This is a genomic window from Dactylosporangium sp. NPDC051485, assembly GCF_040682015.1.
Lineage (GTDB): Bacteria > Actinomycetota > Actinomycetes > Mycobacteriales > Micromonosporaceae > Dactylosporangium.
In genome coordinates, this window is record NZ_JBFAZW010000054.1 from 14,530 (window position 1) to 30,916 (window position 16,387).

Annotated in this window: 16 protein-coding genes; 6 read left to right on the forward strand and 10 right to left on the reverse strand. The window is 70.9% G+C overall.

Annotated features, from left to right (window positions below):
* The first annotated feature begins 189 nt into the window (after positions 1 to 189).
* Complete coding sequence (locus AB0M46_RS27950) at positions 190 to 624, forward strand: VOC family protein (RefSeq protein WP_363340571.1); 435 nt, start codon at positions 190 to 192, stop codon at positions 622 to 624.
* A gap of 153 nt (positions 625 to 777) precedes the next feature.
* Here AB0M46_RS27950 and AB0M46_RS27955 read toward each other — a convergent pair whose 3' ends face one another.
* From AB0M46_RS27955 to AB0M46_RS27985, 7 genes are all read right to left on the reverse strand, one after another.
* The gene (locus AB0M46_RS27955; RefSeq protein ID WP_363340573.1) at positions 778 to 1,221 is read right to left on the reverse strand and encodes an RDD family protein; all 444 of its coding nucleotides are present in this window, start codon (positions 1,219 to 1,221) and stop codon (positions 778 to 780) included.
* Between the two features lie 54 nt (positions 1,222 to 1,275).
* Complete coding sequence (locus AB0M46_RS27960) at positions 1,276 to 1,995, reverse strand: ATP-binding cassette domain-containing protein (protein WP_363340575.1); 720 nt, start codon at positions 1,993 to 1,995, stop codon at positions 1,276 to 1,278.
* A complete protein-coding gene (locus AB0M46_RS27965; protein ID WP_363340577.1) occupies positions 1,982 to 2,782 on the reverse strand; it encodes an ATP-binding cassette domain-containing protein in 801 nt (266 codons plus the stop codon). The genes AB0M46_RS27960 and AB0M46_RS27965 overlap by 14 nt, the downstream gene beginning before the upstream one ends.
* Entirely contained in the window at positions 2,775 to 3,737 is a 963-nt protein-coding gene (locus AB0M46_RS27970; RefSeq protein WP_363340579.1) for a branched-chain amino acid ABC transporter permease, read from the reverse strand. The genes AB0M46_RS27965 and AB0M46_RS27970 overlap by 8 nt, the downstream gene beginning before the upstream one ends.
* Positions 3,734 to 4,600, reverse strand: coding sequence for a branched-chain amino acid ABC transporter permease (locus tag AB0M46_RS27975; protein WP_363340671.1), 867 nt, complete (start codon positions 4,598 to 4,600; stop codon positions 3,734 to 3,736). Before AB0M46_RS27975 ends, AB0M46_RS27970 begins: the two co-directional genes overlap by 4 nt.
* A 48-nt stretch (positions 4,601 to 4,648) precedes the next feature.
* Entirely contained in the window at positions 4,649 to 5,872 is a 1,224-nt protein-coding gene (locus AB0M46_RS27980) for an ABC transporter substrate-binding protein (protein ID WP_363340581.1), read from the reverse strand.
* Positions 5,873 to 6,087: 215 nt separating this feature from the next.
* On the reverse strand, positions 6,088 to 7,743 hold the full coding sequence (locus AB0M46_RS27985; RefSeq protein ID WP_363340583.1) for an alpha-keto acid decarboxylase family protein: 1,656 nt from the start codon (positions 7,741 to 7,743) through the stop codon (positions 6,088 to 6,090).
* 52 nt (positions 7,744 to 7,795) lie between these two features.
* Between AB0M46_RS27985 and AB0M46_RS27990 the strand changes: the two genes are divergently transcribed.
* Both AB0M46_RS27990 and AB0M46_RS27995 read left to right on the forward strand, forming a co-directional pair.
* Positions 7,796 to 8,593, forward strand: a complete 798-nt coding sequence (locus AB0M46_RS27990; protein WP_363340585.1) for an AIM24 family protein — start codon at positions 7,796 to 7,798, stop codon at positions 8,591 to 8,593.
* Between the two features lie 13 nt (positions 8,594 to 8,606).
* Positions 8,607 to 9,497 carry an AIM24 family protein gene (locus AB0M46_RS27995; protein WP_363340587.1) on the forward strand — a complete coding sequence of 297 codons (891 nt, stop codon included), beginning with the start codon at positions 8,607 to 8,609 and terminating at the stop codon, positions 9,495 to 9,497.
* Between the two features lie 27 nt (positions 9,498 to 9,524).
* Here AB0M46_RS27995 and AB0M46_RS28000 read toward each other — a convergent pair whose 3' ends face one another.
* Entirely contained in the window at positions 9,525 to 10,916 is a 1,392-nt protein-coding gene (locus AB0M46_RS28000) for a GH1 family beta-glucosidase (protein ID WP_363340589.1), read from the reverse strand.
* A gap of 61 nt (positions 10,917 to 10,977) precedes the next feature.
* A complete protein-coding gene (locus AB0M46_RS28005; RefSeq protein ID WP_363340592.1) occupies positions 10,978 to 12,567 on the reverse strand; it encodes a DNA polymerase IV in 1,590 nt (529 codons plus the stop codon).
* A 47-nt stretch (positions 12,568 to 12,614) separates the two neighbouring features.
* Here AB0M46_RS28005 and AB0M46_RS28010 point away from each other — a divergent pair, with 47 nt between their 5' ends.
* Entirely contained in the window at positions 12,615 to 13,418 is an 804-nt protein-coding gene (locus AB0M46_RS28010; protein WP_363340594.1) for a class I SAM-dependent methyltransferase, read from the forward strand.
* 99 nt (positions 13,419 to 13,517) lie between these two features.
* On the opposite strand, the gene AB0M46_RS28015 is transcribed toward AB0M46_RS28010, so the two are convergent.
* Positions 13,518 to 14,297, reverse strand: a complete 780-nt coding sequence (locus AB0M46_RS28015; RefSeq protein ID WP_363340596.1) for a dienelactone hydrolase family protein — start codon at positions 14,295 to 14,297, stop codon at positions 13,518 to 13,520.
* Positions 14,298 to 14,745: 448 nt separating this feature from the next.
* On the opposite strand from AB0M46_RS28015, the gene AB0M46_RS28020 reads away from it, so the two are divergent.
* Together AB0M46_RS28020 and AB0M46_RS28025 are read left to right on the forward strand one after the other, a co-directional pair.
* Complete coding sequence (locus AB0M46_RS28020) at positions 14,746 to 15,492, forward strand: GNAT family N-acetyltransferase (protein ID WP_363340598.1); 747 nt, start codon at positions 14,746 to 14,748, stop codon at positions 15,490 to 15,492.
* Between the two features lie 248 nt (positions 15,493 to 15,740).
* Positions 15,741 to 16,280 (forward strand): SET domain-containing protein, encoded by a 540-nt coding sequence (locus AB0M46_RS28025; protein WP_363340600.1) that lies wholly within the window; start codon positions 15,741 to 15,743, stop codon positions 16,278 to 16,280.
* Positions 16,281 to 16,387 lie beyond the last annotated feature (107 nt).

Sequence of the window (16,387 nt, forward strand, 5' to 3'; positions counted from 1 at the left end):
CGATAGCGAATAGGTAGGATGGGACGCACTCACGTGCCGCCGCGGGCGCGCCGGCGTACATCGCTGCAGGTGACGCACCGTGATACATGGCCGCCTTTTCCTGCCCCTGATGCTGGCGTCGCGCCGCCGGAACAGCTCGTGCTGCGCATATCCATGGAGCCGACGAGGACCCTTCTCTATGGTGGTCCGATGGCAGCGATCAAGCAGTTCCAGATCACCTTCGACTGCGCGGAACCTGAGCGCGTCGCTCGTTTCTGGTGCGAGGTGCTGGGGTACGTCGTGCCGCCGCCACCTCGGGGGTTCGCCAGCTGGGACGATTTCAATCGCGCGTTGCCACCGGAGCGGCAGGGTTCGGCGTTCGCCTGCGTTGATCCCTCGGGGGTGGGTCCGCGACTGTTCTTTCAGCGGGTTCCCGAAGGCAAGGTCGTGAAGAATCGGCTGCACCTTGACGTGCGGGTCGGTACCGGGCTCGTCGGTGAGGAGCGCGTGGCTGCCCTTGAGGCCGAGTGCGCTCGCCTGATCCCGCTCGGCGCGGTCCGCGTGCGTCTGCTGCGCGCCGACGGCGTCAACGAGTCGTGCCTCGTGATGCAGGACGTCGAGGGAAACGAGTTCTGTCTCGACTGAGCGGCCAGCGCGAAATCGCCGTGACACCCGGGATGGCGGCGGCAACCTTCACAAAAGTCGCCGCCGAAGTCGTCGGCGTTGAGCCCGCCCAGCCACCTGGAGGAAGTCGTAGTTGGTCAGCGGCCACGTCGGCGCGAACCCACGGCCGGCGGGCTAGGCCCGCACGACCAGGGTCTTGGCGGCCATGTCCCCGAGCCGGCGGCGGCGGTCGTTCGTGAGGATGACGATCATGGCGACCAGGTAGATGAACAGGCCGTCGACGACGAGCAGCACGTTGCGGAGGAAGGCCTTGCCGAGCCCGGGCGTGGCGCCGGTGGCCTCGTCGACCACGCGGATGCCGGTCGCCAGCTTGCCCAGCGTGCGGCCGGTGATCCCTTCCAGCACCCCGTGGTACACGATGATGAAGAGCAGCACCACGAACCTGCCGGTGTTGCTCAGCGCGGTGTAGCTGAAGTCCCCCGCCTGCATGTCCTCGCCGAAGACCGGCAGCAGGGCGGCGCCGAACAGCCCGGCGACGACGAGGTCGATGATGGTGGCGAGCACCCGCCGCCCGACGACGTGCACGTTGCGCATGGCGTCCTCCCCCCACGAGTACATTGATTGATGTCAACATACCCGATGGGGGGAGGGAGCGCCGCGCGGAAGGGCCGTCTACCCCACGGCGGTCTTCAGCACGCCCATCTTGGCCTGGTAGGCCGCGTCCAGCGCCTTGCCGCCGTCCTCGCTCGCGGCCACGACCTCGCCGCGGACCAGCACGTAGCCGCGCTCCACGGCGCCGCGGACCGCGCCCAGGGCCGGCTCGGCCATGAGGACCGCGACGCCCTCGCCGGCCAGCTGGGTGACCGTGCGCAGCAGTTCCTGGACCACGAGCGGGGCCAGGCCGGTCATCATCTCGTCGAGCAGCAGCACCCGCGGGGAGCCCATGAGGGCCCGGGACACGACCAGCATCTGCTGCTCGCCGCCGGAGAGCACGCCGACCAGGCTGCGCAGGCGGGTGCGCAGGATCGGGAAGCGGTCGAGCGCGTTGTCGACGGCGGAGCGGGGCAGCTTCAGCAGCTCGGCCATCACCTGCAGGTTGTCGGCCACGTTCAGCTTGGGGAACAGCTGGCGGCCCTGCGGGACGATGGCCAGGCCGGCGCGGGCGCGGGCCGCGGGCTTCAGGCGGCTGACGTCCTCGCCGTCGAGGTACACGCGGCCGGTCGACGGCACCGAACCGTAAGCGGCCAGCAGCGCGCTGCTCTTGCCCGCACCGTTCGGGCCGACGAGGGCGGTCACCACACCGCCGGGAGCCGTCAGGTCCAGGCCGGTGAGGGCGCCGGCGTGGCCGTAGCGGACGGTCAGCGATTCCAGGCGCAGTTCATGAGACGACATGGGAAACGTCCTCATCCGAAGGTTCGGCGACCCCGAAGTACACCTGCTGCATCTGCGGGCTGGCGAGGCACTCGCGCGGATCGCCGTCGAACACGTTGCGGCCGCGGTCGAGCAGCATGATGCGGTCGACCAGGCCGGCGACGAGATCGACGTTGTGGTCCACGAGAATGACGGCGTGGCCACGCCGCTGCACGGTGCGGATCACCTCGACGATGCCGTGCACGCCGCCCGCGTCGGAGCCGGCGAAGGGCTCGTCGAGCAGCAGCACGAGCGGGTCCTGGCCCAGGGCACGGCCGACCTCGACGAGGCGCTGCTCGCCGAGGGACAGGTCGCCGGCCGGGCGGTCGAGCCGGTCGATGCCGAGCTCGTCGGCGAGCGAGCGGACCGTTTCCGCGTCGCCCGCCGGGTGCGGGCGCAACGCGCCGGCGAAGGCGCCCGCGATCATCTTCCCGACGCTGCCGTGGCGGCGGGCCGCCCGGCCGAGGAGCAGGTTGTCGGCGACGCTCAGCTCCAGAGCCAGTTGGGGGTACTGGAACGTGCGGGCCAGCCCGGCCTTGGCCCGCCGGGCGGCGGAGCCGGTCAGCCGCTGGCCCCGCAGGGTGAGGCTGCCCTCGGTGGCCGGCTGGGCGCCGGAGATGAGGTCGACGAGGGTCGTCTTGCCGGCGCCGTTGGGCCCGACGAGTCCGAGGATCTCGCCGGCCGCGAGCGTGAACGACACGTCCTGCAGGGCGGTCACACCGCCGTAGCGTTTGGTCAGGCCCTCGCCGACCAGGAGGGTCTCAGCCACGTCGGCCTCCCACGAATCGAGCACCGAGACGGACCAGGCGGCTCGCGTAGCCGATCACGCCCTGCGGGGCGAGCAACAGGATGACGAGCACCCCGAGGGCGAGGATGAGCGTGCCGCTGGTCTCGATGACCGGGAAGTTCAGGGTCAGCTCGACGGCGATGACCGCGCCGAGCACCGCGCCCCACGGGGTGGCGGAGCCGCCGATGAGGGGCATGAAGATCGCCAGGAACACCAGGTTGAGCGTGAAGGTGTCCGGGGTGACGCTGCCGGCCGAGTAGGTGAACAGCCCGCCGCCGACGGCCGCGATCGCGGCGCCGATGGCCAGCGCCACGAGGTTCATCACCGGGACCCGCACCCCGGCCGCCTCGACGGCGCGGGGCGCATCGCGCATGGTCCGCACGATCACGCCCCACGGCGACATCCGCAGCCGGTCGAGCAGGAACGCGATGACGCAGACGACCACGACCGAGCCGACCACGATCTGGTAGTGCGACGGCTCCCAGCCGAACAGGTTGAGCCGCCGCAGCGAGCCGAGGCCGCCGGAGCCGCCGGAGAGGTCCTCGGCGTCGACCAGCAGCGCGGTGAACGCCATGCCGAACAGCAGCGTCACCGCGGCCAGGAAGAAGCCGGACAGCCGGCGGGTGGCCAGGCCGAGCAGCACGGCGACGGCCGCCGCGACGACCGGGCCGGCCACCCACGCGAGCGCCATCGGCAGGCCGGTGCGGGCCGAGAGCAGCCCGACCGCGTAGCCGCCGATGCCCGCGTAGGCGCCGTATGCCATGGACAGGGAGCCGGCCATGAGGTACGGCACGTACATCCCCAGCGCGATGAGCGCGTAGGTGGCCGTGGTGGTGATGAGGGTCTGCCGGTAGCCGTCGGCGCCGACCCAGGCGAGGATCAGGGCCGCCCCGACGATGCCGAAGACCAAACCGGAGGAGCCCGGTACCCGCTTCATGCGCGAATCCTTCTGACGAACAGCCCGCTTGGCTTGAAGGCGAAGAACAACAAAGCCACCAGCAGCAGGCCGTAGACGTGCGACTGGCCGCCGAAGTAGTACGGCACGAAAACCTCCACCAGGCCGAGCAGCAGCCCGCCGGCCAGCGGGGCCCACACCGAGCCGGTGCCTCCGACCACCATGGCCAGGAAGCCCGACAGCGCCCAGCTCAGCCCGGACAGCGAGCTGACCCCGGCCTTGGGCGCGAACAGCAGGCCGGTGATCCCGGCGAGCAGCCCGGAGACCAGGAACGCGATGAGCCGGATCCGGTTCACCGGAAGGCCCAGCAGCCCGGCCGCGTGGGTGCTGTCGCCGACCGCCCGCAGCAGCCGGCCGGTGCGGGTGGCGCGAATCCACAGCGCGGCGGCGGTGAAGGCCACCACGGTGAACCCGAGCAGCACCACCGTGCTCGGCTGGGCGATCGTGTCGCCGATCGGCACCGGGTCGAACGTGAACAGGTTCTGGCCCGGCAGGGTGGTGTAGCCGAAGAGATACCCGCCGAGTTGCTGGATGGCGAAGAGCACCGCGGCCACAGCGACCAGCGCCGGCAGTTCACCCCGGCCGGCTCGCCGCTGCACCTGTCGTACCACCGCCAGCTCCGTGACGACGGCCAGGGCGGCCGCCGCGAGCACGCCCACCGCGGCGGCGGCCCACACGTTCATGTCCTCGTAGAGCACGAGGTACGAGGTGCACAGGCCGCCGACCATGGCGTAGGGCCCGATCGCGAAGTTGAAGAACCCCGCGCCGACGAGCACCAGGTAATAGGCCAGCGCTAGCAGGCCGAAGAAGCATCCCATCTCCAGCGCGGACAACCACAGCTGCATCTGGCCCACGACGTCGCCTTCTTTCTGTCTTCGGTGGCGCGCTGGTCGTTACTTGGTACACGGGGGCTGGAAGGTCGCCCAGGGGCCTTTCGGCTTGTTGTCCGAGCCGAACTCGACCAGAGACAGGCCGCACGGCCCATCCGCGCCCAGGTGCTTGTCGGCGCCGAAGCTCAACGTGAAGTTGGCCTGACCGAACGTCGCCGGGTAGCCCTTGATGCTCTGGATGGCCTCGTTGAGCTTCTTCGGGTCGTCGACCCCGCCGGCCTTCTCGATGGCCTGCTTGAGCAGGTGCACCGAGTCCCACGCCTGCGCGTCGTACGCGGTGATGTCGTAGTCCTTGCCGTTCTTCTCCTGCAACATCTTCACCAGCGCCTGGGTGCGCGGGTTCTCGTTGTTGATGGAGCCCATGAAGATCAGCCCGTTGAGCGCGCCGGGCGCGGCGAGCTTCCAGGAGGAAGGCTGGTTGCCGATGGAGGCGAGCGAGAAGCGCTTGGTGCCGGCCATCTGGCTGCCGAGGGTGTTCTGGGCCAGCACCTCGAACGCGCCGCCGACGCTGGTCACCAGCACCGCGTCGGGCTTGGCGTTCTTGAGCCGGGCCACCTGGGCGGACAGGTCGCTGGCGTTGCCCGCGCCCTTCTCCGTGGCCACGATCTGCACGCAGGTCATGGCGGCGAACAGGGCCTTGTCGAGCGCGGCGATGGTCGTGGTGTCGTCGGTGAGCACGCCGATCTTGGTGATCCCGGCGGCCTTGAAGGCGCCGCAGTACACCTGGGCCCAGTCGGTGGTCGTGTTGGCCAGCATGTAGATGAGCTCGTTGTCCGGCGGGGCGACGAGGGTCGCGGTGACGCCGGTCGGCGCGATGGCGGGGATGCCGAGCTGGGTGAGGGTGGACTTGGCCTGGATGATGGCCGCGCTGCCGCTCTGCAGGAACAGGGCCTTGGCGCCCTGGCTCTTGAGCTTCTGCAGGACCGCGGGGGTCTTGGTCGGGTCGGACTCGTCGTTCTCGACCACGAGTTGCAACGGCCGGCCGAGCACGCCACCCTGGTTGTTGACGTCCTGGATCGCCATCCGGATGGTCTTGCCGGCGATGGTGCTGTAGGACGCGCCGGAGCCGGTGCTGTCCTCGTCCATGCCGATGATGATCGGGGCGCCGCTGGCCGACCCGTTGTTCGGTTTGTCGTCGCCCGCCTTGCCGCCGCAGCCGGCGACCGCGAGCGCCGTGAGCGCCAGACAGCCGACGATACGACGGTACCCCGTCGCAAAAACGCCCATGTAAACCCCTGTCGGGTGGAGTGGTCGCCAGGTTCAAAACCTAACAAGCGCTTGGTTTCTACATCTTGGCCAGGGCCGACGAGCGTGTCAAGAACGGCGCCGACATGCGCCCGTAACAGAAACGTCAACGATGCGGCGCTGGTTACCGGCCGGTGGTCCGGCGGACACGGAAACGGCCGCAGTCGAAAGACTGCGGCCGTTCGGGTGCGAGAAGCCTACAACCGGTGATAGTCGGACGCGGCGAACGCGCGCCCGACGGCCACCGCCGAGGACGGGGCGTCCAGCGGCTGCATGACGGCCTCGACGAAGATTGGGCGGTCGCGGCCCGCCGCCGCCGTGGCCAGCGCCGCCGTCAGCTCCTCCTCCGTCCTGACCTGCAGGGTCACCGTCCGGTCGGACGGGTCGAAGGCCTCGACCAGCCGGTCGTAGCGCCACGGGGCGATGGTGTTGTACGCCGCCTCCGGCCCCTGGATGTAGCGCTCCACCGTGTACCCCTCGTTGTTGACCAGCACGATGACCGGGTTGAGGCGCAGCCGCAGGATCGTGGCCAGTTCCTGCGCCGTCAGCTGGAACGAGCCGTCGCCGATGAGCAGGATGTGCCGGCGGTCGGGAGCGGCCAGCATCGTGCCGAGCAGCGCCGGGAGCGTGTACCCGATCGAGCCCCACAGCGGCTGGCCGATGAAGGTGCAGTCGGTCGGCAGCAGGATGTCGGCGCTGCCGAAGTACGACGTGCCCTGCTCGGCGATGATGACGTCACCCGGCTCGAAGAAGGCGCCCAGCCGCGGCCAGAAGCGCTCCTGCGACAGCGGCCCCGAGGCGCTCTCCAGCGCCGCGGGAGCCGGGCGGTACCGCGGGAAGGCCTTGCGCTGCGGCGGTTCGGTCATCGCGCGCAGGGCGTCGCGCATGCTCACCTGGCCGTGCCAGACCCCGGCCACCGTGGCGGTCGACGGGTGCAGCTCGATGACGCGGCCGCGGGCCAGGTGGGCGGTGAAGCCACCGGTCACCGAGTCGGCGAGCTCCGTCCCGGCGGCGATGAGGCAGTCGGCCTCCTCCACGATCCGGCGCACCGCCGGGTCGCTCAGGGCGCCCGCGTAGCCGCCGGCGAAGAGGTCGTGCTGCTCGGGGAAGACGCCCTTGGCGCTGCTCAGGGTGGCCACCGGGCAGGCCAGCGCCTCGGCCAGCTCGATCACCTCGGCGGACAGGCGGTAGCGGTCCACCTCGTGCCCGACCAGCATGGCGACGGAGGCGGCGCGGTGCAGCCGGGTCCTGGCCTGGTCGACGAAGCCGGCCAGGTCCGTGGGGTCGCTGGTCGGCGACGGCAGGACCAGCGGGGCCGACGGCGCGTCGATGTGCTGGGTCGCCACGTCCGAGGGCAGCATGAAGTACACCGGACGCTTCCACAGCCAGCACAGGCCCAGCAGCCGGTCGATCTCGGTGGCCGCGTTGTTGCGGTCGAGCATCGCCTGGCCGACCGTGTACTCGGCGGCGCACCGCGCGGCGTGGGTGAAGTCGCGGTCGCCGCGGGTGTGGTGGACCAGGCGGCGCCGGCGCATGACGAACGTGGCCGGGGTGCCCACGATGGAGACCAGGGGGACCGACTCGGCGCAGGCGCCGCCGACGCCGTTGAGGGCGCTGAGCTCCCCCACGCTGAAGGTGGTGACGAGCGCGGCGATACCGTTGAGGCGCGCGTAGCCGTCGGCGGCGTACGCGGCGTTGAGCTCGTTGCAGTTGCCGACCCACGACAGGCCCTCGGTGGCCTCGATCTGGTCGAGGAACTCCAGCTGGTAGTCGCCCGGCACGCCGAACACGTGGCGGACGCCCACCTCCTGCAGGCGCCGCAGGAGGTAGTCACCGACGGTGCACTCAGTCATTGACGCGACGTACCCGGTGATCCCTCTGGTACACCTCTGCTACCTTCCGCGCGTGGAACGCATCGAGTGCCAGTGGTGCCGGCTGCAGAACGCGCCCGGGTCAGCGTCCTGCATGTCCTGCGGCGCTCCGCTGGACGTCAAGAATCTCGTCAGCGACTCCGGCTGGCGGGAGGCGCCCCGGCTGCGGGACATGACCGAGTTCCGGTTCGCCAACTCGGTGGCCCAGGTCGAGGGCGAGCTGGTGCCGGTGATCGACATGGCGCTCGCCCCCGGCGACGCCGTCTACTTCGAGCACCACGTGCTGCTGTGGAAGGACGAGCAGACGCCGGTCGTGGCCATGCCGACCCAGGGCGGCACGCGGCGGGTGTTCGGCGGCATGCCGTTCGTGCTGACCCTCGCGCACGGGCCGGGCCGGGTGGCGTTCTCCCGCGACTCGCCCGGCGAGCTGGTCGTGCTGCCGATGGCCCCCGGCGTGCACATCGACGTGCGCGGGCACGCGTTCGTCCTGGCCACGCACACCATCGGGTACGACTTCATCCGGATCCAGGGCCTCGCGAACGTGCTGCACGGCGGCAACGGCATGTACCTGGACCGGTTCGTGACGCAGTCCCACCCCGGCCTGCTGGTGCTGCACGGGTACGGCAACGTCTTCGAGCGCTGGCTGCGGCCCGGCGAGAAGATCATGGTGGAGCCGGGCGGCTTCCTCTACAAGGACGCCTCGGTGAACATGCAGGCGGTGCAGATGCCGGTCAAGACGGGGCTGCTGCGCCGCGGGATGTACCTGGCCGAGATGACCGGCCCCGGCCGGGTCGGCATCCAGTCCATGTACGTGCACCACCACGCCGACTGAGGGGGTCGCACCGATGAGCACCCCCGAGGGGTACACCGTCTGCCCGTACTGCCGCCTGCCCCACCCGGCCGGCGGGTCCTCCTGCCCGAGCTGCGGCGCCGCGCTGGACATCCGGCGGGCGGTCACCCGGTCCGGCTGGATCGAGCAGCCGCCGATCAAGGACATGACCCGCATCCAGTTCGGGCAGTCGCGCGTGCAGGTCGAGGGCAAGTACGTGCCCGTCGCCGACTTCCGGCTGGCCGGGCCGGAGTGGATCTATTTCGCGCACCACGCGCTGCTGTGGACGGATCCATCGGTACAGCTGAGCAACACCTCCCTCGCGGGCGGCTGGAACCGGATGCTGTCGGGCCTGCCGCTGGTCATGGTGGAGGCGCGCGGCCCGGGCGGGCTGGCCCTGTCGGGGGACCGGCCGGGCGAGCTCATCGCGCTGCCGCTCGCCCCCGGCCGGGTCATGTGGGTCCGCGAGCACCGGTTCCTGACCGCGACGGGCAACGTGACGTACACCTGGCAGAACACCGGCGTGTGGTACACCACCGGCTCCGGCGACGACCGCGAGACCCACTACCCGCTGGGCCAGTTCGGCGACCTGTTCACCGCCCAGCAGGGCCCGGGCCTGCTGCTGCTGCACGCGCCGGGCAACACGTTCCTGCGCGACCTGCAGCCGGGTGAGCGGATCCTGGTGCAGCCGGGCGCGCTGCTCTACCGCGACGTGTCGGTCCAGGCGCACCTGCACCTGGAGTACCCGCGGGGGACGCCGAAGTTCTCCTGGGGCGGCTCGTTCAGCCAGCGCAACATCTGGCTGCGCCTCATCGGCCCGGGCCGGGTGGCGGTGTCGTCGGTGTTCCACCACACCAGCTCGGAGTACATCACCCGCAACTCGGCGGCCACCGTGCAGCGCTGGTAGCCGCCGCCGGCCGGGCGCCGCAGGCGCTCAGAGTGCGTTGCGGGCGATGACGCCCTTGTACCAGTTCGCGCTGGCCTTGAGCTCCCGTCGCTGCGTCGAGAAGTCGACATGCACGATGCCCCAGCGCTGCGTGTACCCCTCCGCCCACTCGAAGTTGTCCATGAACGACCACAGGTGGTAGCTCTCCAGCCGCACGCCGGCCTGGATGGCCCGGTGGGCGGCGGTCAGGTGGTCGCGCAGGAAGGTGATGCGGTCGGGGTCCTGCATCGCGTTGGTGGTGGCCATGCCGTTCTCGGTGATGGTGAGCGGCAGGTCGCCGTAGTCCTTGCGGAACCGGGTCAGCAGGTCGTAGAGGCCGTTCGGGTCGATCTCCTGCCAGGTCGCCTGGGAGGTCGGGTGGAGCATGACCCGGGCGCCGGTGCCGGTGACGTGGGTGGTCCCGTAGTAGTTCACGCCGAGGATGTCGTTGCGGGCGCCGATGACGGCCAGGTCGCCGTCGCGGATGGCGGAGCGCACGGGCGCGTCGGGGGCCTGCAAGGCCAGCCAGTCCGCGGGGTAGCGGCCGAGCAGGACGGGGTCGAGCCAGCGGCGGTTCTCCTCGCCGTCGGCGACCGTCGCCTGCCGGCGCGCGCCGTCGGTGCCGTCGGCGGGATACGTCGGCGAGAGGCTGAGCGCCGGGCCGATGCGGGAGTTGCCGTGGGTACCGCGCAGAGCCTGCACGGCCAGCCCGTGCCCGAGCAGCAGGTGGTGGCCGACGACGTTGCCCAGGGCCCGGTCGCGCTTGCCCGGCGCGTGGGTGCCGGAGGTGTACCCGTTGTCGACGACGGTCTTCGGCTCGTTGAGGGTCAGCCAGGTCGGCACCTTGTCACCCATCGCCTGGAACATCGCGTGCGCATAGTCGGCGAACCATTTGGCGCAGTCGCGGTTCTCCCAGCCACCCTTGTCCTGCAGCGCCTGCGGGGTGTCCCAGTGGAAGAGCGTGACGACGGGCGCGATGCCGCGGTCGAGCAGCCCGTCGACCAGCCGCTGGTAGAAGTCGATGCCCTTGGGGTTGACCGCGCCGCGGCCGCTGGGCATGACCCGGGACCAGGAGACGGAGAACCGGTAGGAGGTCAGGCCGAGGTCGCGCATGAGGTCGAGGTCGGCGGCGTAACGGTGGTAGTGGTCGGCGGCCACGTCGCCGGTGTCCCCGTTGCGGATGCGGCCCGGCTCGCGGCAGAAGGTGTCCCAGACCGACGGGCCGCGGCCGTCCTCGCGGGCCGCGCCCTCGATCTGGTAGGCGGAGGTGGCCGCGCCCCAGCCGAAGCGGGCGGGAAAGGTGACCGGGATGGCCTCGGCGGCGCCGGCGGCGGCCGGCGGGCGGAGGAGGCCGGCGACCGATCCAGCGGCCGCCAGGGTGAGGAGGTTTCGGCGTCGCATGCCGCGAACGTAGCTCGATTGCCGCGATACCCACAAAAAGCGCCGCAAATGGGGACGACACCTATCCTTCGTCCCCATGCCAGTCGGGCGGGTCGTCGGGGTGCAGCGCCGGGTCGTCGACGGCGAAGGTGCGCACCGGCCCGGGCGGGGTGCGCGGCCCCTCGAACCGGACCGTCACCCGGCCGCGCCCGCTGCCCCACACCCACCCGGCGCCGTGCTCGTCGTGGCGCACGTCCTCGCCGGTGCGCCAGCCCGGCCGGGCCGGCTCCGGGTCGGGCACCGCGGCCTCGGCCGGCGCCTGATCGGGCGCCGTCTCCTGCCGTACCGCCGGAGCCAGCAGCGACAGGAGGTCGTCCTGCGCGAACTCGGTCAGCCCGGAGACGCCCACCCCGATCAGCCGCAGCCCGCCGGAGACGTCGACGTCGCCGAGCAGCCGCCGGGCCGCCTGGGCGATGACGCGGGAGTCGTCCGTGGGCTGGGCGCGCGTGGTGGAACGGGTGATGGTGGTGAAGTCGAAGTGCCGCGCCTTGAGCGTGACGGTCCGCCCGGACAGCCCCGCGGCCCGCAGCCGCCCGCCGACCTGGGCAGCGAGCAGCTCCAGCTCGGCGCCGAGGCGGGCCGGGTCGGCGACGTCGGCAGCGAAGGTCTCCTCCGCCGAGACCGACTTGGCCTCCCGCTCCCCCACCACGGGCCGGTCGTCGTCGGCGCGGGCCAGGCGGTACAGCGCCGCCCCGTGCGCCTGCCCGAACCGCTCGAGCAGGTCGGCCGGGGCGAGCCCGGCGAGGTCGGCGATCGTGTGCACCCCGGCCCGCCGCAGCCGCTCGGCCGTGGCCGGCCCGACCCCGGACAGCGCGGTCACCGGCAGCGGCCCGAGGAACGCCCGCTCCTGCCCCGGCGCCACGACCGTCAGCCCGTCGGGCTTGTGCAGGTCGGATCCGATCTTCGCGATGAGCTTCGACGTGCCGGCCCCGACCGATCCGGTGACCCCGCCGGTCGCCGCCCTGATGCGGGCCTTGAGGTCCCGGGCCAGCGCGGCCACCGCCCGGGTTTCTAGCGTGACATCGGTGACGGCCAGGTCGACGTACGCCTCGTCGATGGAGACCGCCTCGACCAGCGGCGACACCCCGGCCAGCAGTTCCATGACGACCCGGCTGGTGCGCCGGTACGCGGCGAAGCGCGGGACCAGGAACGCGGTGCCGGGCGGGCAGCGCCGCCGCGCCTCGGCGACCGGCATCGCGGAGCGGGCCCCGAACGCCCGCGCCTCGTAGGACGCGGTCGCCACCACCCCGCGCCCGCCGATCCCGCCGACCACGACCGGCCGCCCGCGCAGCGACGGCTTGTCCCGCTGCTCCACGCTGGCGAACATCGCGTCCAGGTCCACGTGCAGGATGCTGGGCGTGTCGCGCATCTTCCGACGGTATCCGGGCGCGACGACGGACCGGGGCAACGGGGCCAGCTTGCCGGCGGACGCCCGCGACTCCAGTTGGCGAGGGCCGTCGGCCAGGTCGTGCGTGCTCGGCCCCCTTGGGGTGGGCACCCCGGCCCGGATGCGCGCGAAGATCTCGCCCACCACCTCGCCGAGGGCAGGCCGTCGGTAGCCGATCGCGGCGGCGGCCGCGTTTGCGCGGGTTGCCTGTCGGCGGTCTGGCATCGAGAATTGGGTGTCTGCCCTCGCAGCTGCGCTCGTACTCTCTGTTGGTGAGCGATAGCAATGACTACGTGAGGTTGCGAGAGACCTTCAACGAGGACGCCGCGCGGTATGACCGTGCCCGCCCTCGATACCCGGTGCAGATGTTTGATGATCTCGCTGCGGCCGGGATAGCGCCTGGGGCAAGGGTGCTGGAGATCGGCTGTGGCACCGGGCAGGCGACCGTGCCGCTGGCCGAGCGGGGCTACCGCATCGTGGCTGTCGAGTTGGGCTCGGACATGGCGGCTGTGGCTCGGCGAAATCTTGCCGCGTTCGACGCGGTGGAGGTCATTACGGCGGCGTTCGAGGAGTGGCCCTTGCCCGGTGAACCGTTCGACGTGGTGTTCTCCGCTACCGCGTTTCACTGGATCGACCCCGCGGTGCGGGTGTCGAAGTCTGCTGACGCTTTGCGTCCCGGTGGCCTGCTGGCCACCGTGGGCACCCACCACATCGCCGGCGGCAGCTGGACCGAGGCATTCTTCGTTGAGATCCAGAAGTGCTACGAGCGCTTCGATCCGTCGACCCCACCGGGCCTGCGTCTTGAGACGGCTCGTGACATCGCCGAAGACGATCGGGAGCTCACCTCGTCGGGGCGATTCGGGCCTGCGAAGTTCTACCGATACGAGTGGGAGCTGCCGTACTCGACAGCTGACTACCTGGATCTGCTGTTGACCTACTCCGGACACCGTGCCTTGCCGGACGTGCAGCGAAACGCACTGCTGAACTCCATCGCGCGGCTGATCGACGTGGACTACGGGGGTCACATCGTCAAGCGCTACCTGACTGAGCTGAGGATCGCCCAACGAGTCCGGTGAATCGCTTGACGTTGACGTCCACGCCGCCCCGCCGCTCAAGCAGGGCGGCGGGGCGGCGGCGGTGGGTGACGGGCCGGGCCCGTTCCCATACTCCAGCAGCTACGAGGGCAGGCCGCCGCCGGCGGCGGCCCCGATGCTTTCGCTGAACAAGTCGAGAACCGCCAGCCACGCCCGCGCGGCGTGGGCGGCGTGGTAGCCCACGCCTGGCACGGTGGGGTCGAGATGGTCAGTGCCGCCGGTAGGTGACCCGTCAGGCTGAGCCGGAACGGCCCAGAAGGCGTGTTTGGCTCCGCCATAGATGTGTGCCCGCCAATCGACGCCAGCGTCCTGGAGCGCGCTGCTGAACGTGAGAACTTGAGCGGGAGTACAGATCGGATCTTCGGAACCCGTGCAGAGCAGGAAGATCCCATCGGTATTCGTCCAGTCCTCGGCGCGCGGGGTTGGCAGGCCGGGGTGGACTACGGCGAGCGCCTTGAAAGGCACTCCCGTCCTGGCGAGTTCCAGCACGATTCGACCGCCGCCCCCGTAACCGAGCGTGGCAAGTTGATTGTGGTCGGCGCCGGGTTCTGCGAGGAGCACGTCGAGCGCGGCCTGGCCGATGGTCAGCATGCGGGCGGGGTCGCTCAACAGCGGCAGGACCCGATCCAGCATCGCTTGCGGCTCGCCGAAGAAAGTCCGGCCGCCGTGGTAGTCCATGGCGAAGGTCAGGTAGCCGTGTTCGGCGAGGTCGTCGGCTCGGCCGCGTTGATAGTCATCGAGACCAATTCCGTCGTGGCCAAGCAGCACGGCCGGCCATGGCCCGCCGCCCTCAGGCCGTGACATGTAACCAACCATCGTCAGCCCGTCGATGTCATACGTGACTTCCCGCGTTGCGATCACGAGATCGACACTACCCAGGCTGTGTGCTTTTGTTGGACTGCGTTCACTCTGAGCCAAACCTGAATGCGGAGTTGTGACGTGCCGCAAGGTCGCACCAGCAGCGCGGGCCGGCCGGGTTCTTCGGTGTGGATGCCGCGCGGTACGACCGCACCCGCGACCACACCCGACCGCAGCCTCACATGCCGAAGCCAAGGACACGCCCTACCTGAATGCCCTGAGGGCACCCGCTCCTACAAACGGCCCGGCTCGATGGCACCGCGCGACTCGGTCCCAGCCCGCACCGAAGTCGTCCGCCTGGTAGATTCGTCGCGATCTGCGCATCGAGTGCGAGATCCCCGAGTGTTCGAGAGAGTGAAGCCAGTGATCCCCGCGGTTCCCAGCGGCCTTTGCCGCTGACGTCTGCCGTCACTTCGCCTCTCTTCCGAACCCTCGAAAGGGTCGTTTCACCATGGAACTGCGCATTCAGCGCGCCGTTGTCGCCAACCTGTCCACCCGCCCGAACGCCGTCGAGTCCGGCCCATTCGTTCTTGGGCTGGACCACGGCACCGATAGTCCGCACATCAACTACGCGACGCCAGTTCCCGGCGCCGAGATCACCGCGGCCGACGTCGTCGACCTCGTCACGGCCTTCGCGGGCCGGCCGCCGCGGCTGGAGTACGTCACCAGCTGCGCCCCGGGGCTCGAGAAGCTGCTGCTCGACGCCGGGTTCGCCGTGGAGGTACGCAACGAGTACCTCACCTGCACTCCGGCAACACTCGTCCCGCATCCCGTTCCGGCGGGCTTCGAGCTGTTCATCCCGGAGTCCGACGGTGAGATCGCGGGCGTGATCGCCGTACAGAACGAGGCATTCGGTTCGCCCGGCAATGCTGACCCCGCGGCCATCGACCGGCAGCGCCGCGTCCGCCGGCACGGCGGGGTGTTCGTGGGCGCCCGCACCACCGACGGACGGTACGCCGGTGGTGGTGGCACGGTCGTGCCCAGCGATGGGATCTGCGAGGTCGGCGGCATCGCGGTCGGTGCGGCCCACCGCCGCCGGGGCCTAGCCGGGGCGATCACCGCCGCGATCGCCGGGCGGCTGTTCGGAGCTGGAATCGAGGTGGCCTGGCTGGAGGCCAGCGGCGGAGACTCATGGCGGGTCTACGAGCGGGTCGGCTTCCGGCCGGCCGGGCAGCGCCTCTACGTCGCCAGATACTGAGCGGTGGTCGTCCCTGCCGATGTCCGGGCGTCGGCAGGGACGACCTGCACTGCCAGCGGGAGGGTGTCGACGCCGGGCGGGCGACTCGACCCGCGGTCAGCTGTGGTTGGCAGCCGGCCGCACAGGTTTTGGCCTGGATCGCTGCCGGCCGGTTCGGCACCCGCACCCCGCCTGGGACACGCTCGCGGCGGGAAGCCGATCGCGGCGGCGGCCCCGTTCCCGGGTTGCCGGTCGGGCAGACTGGATGGGTGCCGGACACACCTGAGCCCGACTGCTGGCTGCACCCCGATGCCGAGGTGCGTCAGTCCTCGATCGAGGGGGCCGGCCTGTTCGCCCGGGCGCCGATCGCGACCGGCACCGCGGTCTCGCGCCTCGGCGGCCGCCTGGTCACCTGGCCGGCCCTGCAGGACATGCTCGACACCGCCGCCAAGCGGCCAGGCCACCCCTACGTCGACACCATCACGGTGACCGGGACGCTGCACCTCGTGCTGCCGCCCGGCCGGCCGAACGGCAAGGGTAACCACAGCTGCGACCCGAACCTGTGGTGGATCGACGCCTACACCCTCGCCGCGCGCCGGCCCATCGCCGCGGACGAGGAGCTGACCAACGACTACGCGACGAGCACCGCCGGCCCTGGCTTCAGCATGCGCTGCGAATGCCGCTCGCCCCTGTGCCGCGGCGTGGTGACCGGCGGGGACTGGCAACGGCCCGAGCTGCGTCGCCGCTACGGCGCGCACTGGGTGCCCGCTTTGCTCGAGCTGATCCGCAACCCCGGCGGATCGGCCTGATGCGTCGGCTCGAGGACTCCACGCGGATTGCGGGGATTCGCGTGCCTGAAGGGTCGGCAACCGGCGCGCCGAATCGATAGGATCGAACGCCTCGATCAGCGAGCGGC